4 protein-coding genes are annotated in these 4481 nt (G+C 67.3%); 1 reads left to right on the top strand and 3 read right to left on the bottom strand.

Translation table 11 applies throughout. The features are described 5' to 3' along the window. Window positions 1-152 precede the first annotated feature (152 nt). Window positions 153-551 carry a polyketide cyclase / dehydrase and lipid transport gene (locus AC2VOU_RS13565; RefSeq protein WP_486957849.1) on the bottom strand — a complete coding sequence of 133 codons (399 nt, stop codon included), beginning with the start codon at window positions 549-551 and terminating at the stop codon, window positions 153-155. A 153-nt stretch (window positions 552-704) separates the two neighbouring features. Here AC2VOU_RS13565 and AC2VOU_RS13560 point away from each other — a divergent pair, with 153 nt between their 5' ends. After that, complete coding sequence (locus tag AC2VOU_RS13560) at window positions 705-2507, top strand: AMP-dependent synthetase/ligase (protein ID WP_486957848.1); 1803 nt, start codon at window positions 705-707, stop codon at window positions 2505-2507. On the opposite strand, the gene AC2VOU_RS13555 is transcribed toward AC2VOU_RS13560, so the two are convergent. Further along, the gene (locus tag AC2VOU_RS13555) at window positions 2504-3640 is read right to left on the bottom strand and encodes a glycosyltransferase family 4 protein (RefSeq protein ID WP_486957847.1); all 1137 of its coding nucleotides are present in this window, start codon (window positions 3638-3640) and stop codon (window positions 2504-2506) included. The two genes, AC2VOU_RS13560 and AC2VOU_RS13555, sit on opposite strands and share 4 nt — an antisense overlap. Window positions 3641-3661: 21 nt before the next feature. Next, on the bottom strand, window positions 3662-4408 hold the full coding sequence (locus tag AC2VOU_RS13550) for a hypothetical protein (RefSeq protein WP_486957850.1): 747 nt from the start codon (window positions 4406-4408) through the stop codon (window positions 3662-3664). Window positions 4409-4481: the final 73 nt, after the last annotated feature.

Here is a 4481-nt window from a genome sequence, read left to right as displayed (position 1 = left end):
ACATCCATCACCGTGCCGGGGTCCGCGTCGATGTAGATCGTCTGGGCCGTCTTCTCCGCCACCTAAGTCTCTTCCTTACTCCGCTTACTCCGCGCTGCGCTGCTCAGGGCTCGCACCGCCGCCCACGCAGAAACGGTACTCCCCGGCCGGGCTCAGGCCTGGTCAAGCACCGGAGAAACCCCGACCGGGCGGGAGCTCTCCAGCGTCGTCTTCACTTCGAAGGCCATCTTTTTGCCCGCGACCCGGCGCCGATGCGTCATTCTCGCGAGGTTTAGCCTGGCCAGTTGCGTGGCCGTCACTCCGGTCGGCTCGGCGTGCAGAAAGTAGTGCAGCACTGCACCACCCAGCGTCGGCTCGAGCCAGATTTCCATCGTGCCGGTCAGCGGGCCCGCCACCGCCCATCGAACGCCGTGCGGACCGCGATCCTCGGTGACCTCCAGGCGCAGATCGGGCCACCACCTCCGCCAGTTGGACGGATCGCCCACGGTGGCGCCGATGCGTGCCGGATCGGCGGCGACGTAGGTCTCGTCGGCAATCTGAACGCTGTGCACGGCCAATAGCTTCACATACCTGGGCACGGGCCGGGAATCGCCCGCTCATCAGCGGGCCCGCTGGGCCGCGCAGCACCACCGGATAGTCTTATCGCGCTGCTGTTTGCCTGTAACCCTGTTTGGCTGTAATCACTGAAGCGAGGTCGGAAAAGAGTGCGCGAATTGACCGTTCCCGCCAGGTTCACTGTCGGTGAGCACGACAACATCGTTTCCACGGTGTTCGAGCACGAGCGCGATGACCCTGATGCGGTGATCTTCAACCGTCTGGTCGACGGAGTCTGGACCGACGTGACGTGCGCGCAGGCTGCCGCCCAAATTCGTTCGACGGCACTGGGCCTGATCGCGCAAGGGGTACGCGCCGGCGACCGGGTGGCCATCTTCTCGGCGACCCGCTACGAATGGACGATCCTCGACCAGGCGATCCTCGCTGCCGGGGCGGTCACCGTCCCGATCTACGAGACGTCCTCGGCCGAGCAGGTGCGCTGGGTGTTGAGCGATTCGGCCGCGGTGGTGGCGTTCGCCGAATCCGATTCTCACGCAAAGGTCATCTCCGAGCTGGCCGGCGACCTGCCCGAGCTGCGGCGAGTGCTGCACATCGACGGGTCAGGTCCCAAAGCGCTCGATCAGCTCGAGCAAGAGGGCGCATCGGTCGACCCCGCCGAACTCACCGCCCGCGTCGAGGCGCTGCGCAGTGAAGATCCCGCGACGTTGATCTACACCTCGGGCACCACCGGTCGCCCGAAGGGCTGCCAGCTGACGCACGCGAACCTGGTCTACGAGACCCGCGGAACCAAAGAGGTGCTGCCGACGCTGCTGAAGAAGGGCGAGCGGCTGCTGATATTCCTGCCGCTGGCCCACGTGTTGGCCCGCGCGCTGACGCTGTGCGCGTTCCACAACAAGGTGACCGTCGGATTCACCAGCGACATCAAGAATCTGGTGCCGATGTTCGGGGTGTTCAAGCCAACGGTGGTGGTGTCGGTGCCCCGGGTGTTTGAGAAGGTCTACAACACCGCGGCGCAGAACGCGGCCAGCGACGGCAAGGGCCGCATCTTCGAGATGGCCGCGCAGACCGCGGTCGAGTGGAGCCAAGCGCAGGACGACGGCGGCCCCGCTCTGCTGCTGCGGGCCAAGCACGCGCTGTTCGACAAGCTCGTCTACCACAAGCTGCGCGCCGCGCTCGGCGGCACCTGCCGCGCATCGGTGTCCGGCGGCGCTCCGCTGGGCGCCCGGTTGGGCCACTTCTACCGCGGCGTCGGGCTGAGCATCTACGAGGGCTACGGGCTGACCGAGACCAGTGCGGCGATCACCGTCAACCAGGTGGGCGCGTGCAAGATCGGCACGGTCGGCAAACTGGTGCCGGGCAACAGCCTGCGCATCGCCGACGACGGCGAGTTACTGGTGCGCGGCGGGGTGGTGTTCCACGGCTATTGGCACAACGAACAGGCCACCAGCGAGGCGTTCGAAGACGGCTGGTTCAGGACCGGTGACCTGGGCGCCGTCGACGAAGACGGGTTCTTGACGATCACCGGTCGTAAGAAAGAAATCATCGTTACCGCGGGCGGAAAGAATGTCGCCCCAGCGGTTTTGGAAGATCGGTTGCGGTCGCACCCGTTGATCAGTCAGGCAATGGTGGTCGGCGACGCCAAACCGTTCATCGGCGCGCTGATCACCATCGACCCGGAGGCGATCGAGGGGTGGAAAGAGCGCAACGGCAAGCCTGCCGGCGCCTCGGTAGCTGACCTGGCCACTGACCCCGACCTGCTCGCCGAGGTGGACGCCGCCGTCAAACAGGCCAACCTGTCTGTCTCACACGCGGAGTCGATACGTAAGTTCCGCATTCTGCCGGTCGATTTCACCGAGGACACCGGGGAATTGACCCCGACGATGAAAGTCAAGCGCAAGGTCGTGGCCGAGAAGATCACTGACTCCATCGAGGCAATCTACGACAAGGGCTAGCCGCGGATCAGGTCGGACAGTCGCCCGGCCAGATCCTCCGATCGCCACCGCGCGGTGACCCACTCGCGGCCGGCGGCGCCCATCGCGGCGGCGCGATCCGGGTCGCCCAACAGTTCGCTGACGGAGTCGGCGATCTGTTGTACCGAAGTACCGTCGACCACCATCCCAGTTTTGTTGTGCTGCACCGTCTCCGGCGCCCCCCCAGAGGATCCGGCGATGACCGGAACGCCGGTCGCCGAAGCTTCCAGGAATACGATGCCGAGCCCCTCGACATCCAGTCCGGCGCCGCGGGTGCGACACGGCATGGCGAACACGTCCGCCATCGCGTGGTAGGCGGGCAGTTCGGCAAAGGGAACGCCGCCGGTGAACGTGACGTGATCGGTGACGCCGAATCGTTCGGCCAGTACGCGCAGCGTCTCCAGATACGGACCGCCGCCGACGATCACCAGCGCGGCGCCATCCACCCGCTGCCTGATCGCGGGCAACGCTCGGATCAACATGTCCTGGCCTTTGCGCGGCACCAACCGCGACAGGCACAGCACCGTGGGCCGCCGACCCAGTCCGTAGCGCTTGCGCATCTCGTCGCGGCCGGCGGCATCGGGCCGGAAGCGCTCGACGTCGACGCCGGGCGGCAGGTGTTCCAGGGCCGCGTGCGGCCCGAACGCCGCGGCGAATCGGCCTCGCGTGTAACGACTGACGTAGGTCACGACGTCGCTGTCGTCACCGATGCGGCGCAGCACCGAGCGGGCACCCGGCAGCATCGACCACCCCACCTCATGGCCGTGGGTGCTGGCCAGCACGCGGCGCGCACCGGCCCGCCGAGCCCGCCGGGCCAGCAGGGCCAGCGGTGCGGCGGCACCGAACCAGACCGTGTCGATGTCGTGCTCGGTGATCAACCGTCGCATCCGCGCGTCGACGCCTGGGACGGGCAGCATCAACGTCCCGGGATGGCGCACGACGCGATAGCCGACGGTCCGGGCGTCAAAGGCGTCGGCATCTTTCCAGTGCGGGGCGTACACCGTCAGGGTGTGCTCCCCCGCCGCCGCCAGCCGCGTCACCAGGTCGACCAGATAGGACTGGATACCGCCGCGCCGGGGCGGAAAATCGTTGGTTACCAGCAGGACCCGGGCCACCTAGGAAGGCTAGCCTGAGGCTCAGCCGGTGAGCTGACGGGCCAGCCACCGCTGCCAGTCGGCCAATATCACGGCCTCATCGGCACCGAGCACCTCATGAACCGCGGTGGGCACGTCGCTGTGGTGATCGCCGCACGCCGCCTCGTAGAGCGCGCGCAGTGCCGGCGCGCCGCGGGTGTCGGCGACGAAAAGCGCGAACAGCCAGGCGCGGTCGTAGGCCTGGGACCGTTGCGGCCCCGGATCGGCCAGGTCGGCGTCGGACGGCAGCGCACTGGGCGTCGCGATCTCGGGCACTGGGCTGTGTGTCCGTGCGACATAGTCCGCGACGCCTTCGGTTAGCCATTGCGGTGCATCGACGGCGGTGTCGGCGCGCGCAGCGTAATGAAAGAGCTCATGGGTCACCACGATTTGCAGTGCGTAATCGCTCATGCCTGCCGCGCCGGGCGCCAAGACAATCCGCTGGCCTTGCGCGGTCCGCCGAGCGGGATCCACTTGGTCGGCAACTGCGATTGCGGCAATGTCGGCCCATTGCGCGCTGGATCCGCCGCCGGCCGTCGCCTCGAATTGCTGCCGGGTTCCGGTAGCAACCACGTCGATGTCTCGGGGCCAATCACGGCCCCAGAACGCGTCCACCGCGTCGATGGCCGGGCCGACGTCCGCGACCATTCGAGCCAGCAGGGCTTGCTGCCGCGATCCGCCGAGATTGGTCATCCGCACGGTGCGGTCACCGACCGCAACGGCGCTGAGCGGCGAAACGTCGTGGCCCATCGTGGTAGCGACGAAAGCGCCGAAAAACAACTCTGCGGTGAGCACGCCGGCCAACAACCGGCGCATTGCTCTA

It is taken from the genome of Mycobacterium sp. TH-M25 (assembly GCF_057473665.1).
Note: the sequence above shows the minus strand (reverse complement) of the source record. Positions and strands in the feature narration are given on the sequence as shown.

Excerpts from the sequence above, each read along its gene's own strand:
- AC2VOU_RS13550 (WP_486957850.1), bottom strand. The coding sequence starts at position 4,408 with ATGGGCCACGACGTTTCGCCGCTCAGCGCCGTTGCGGTCGGTGACCGC.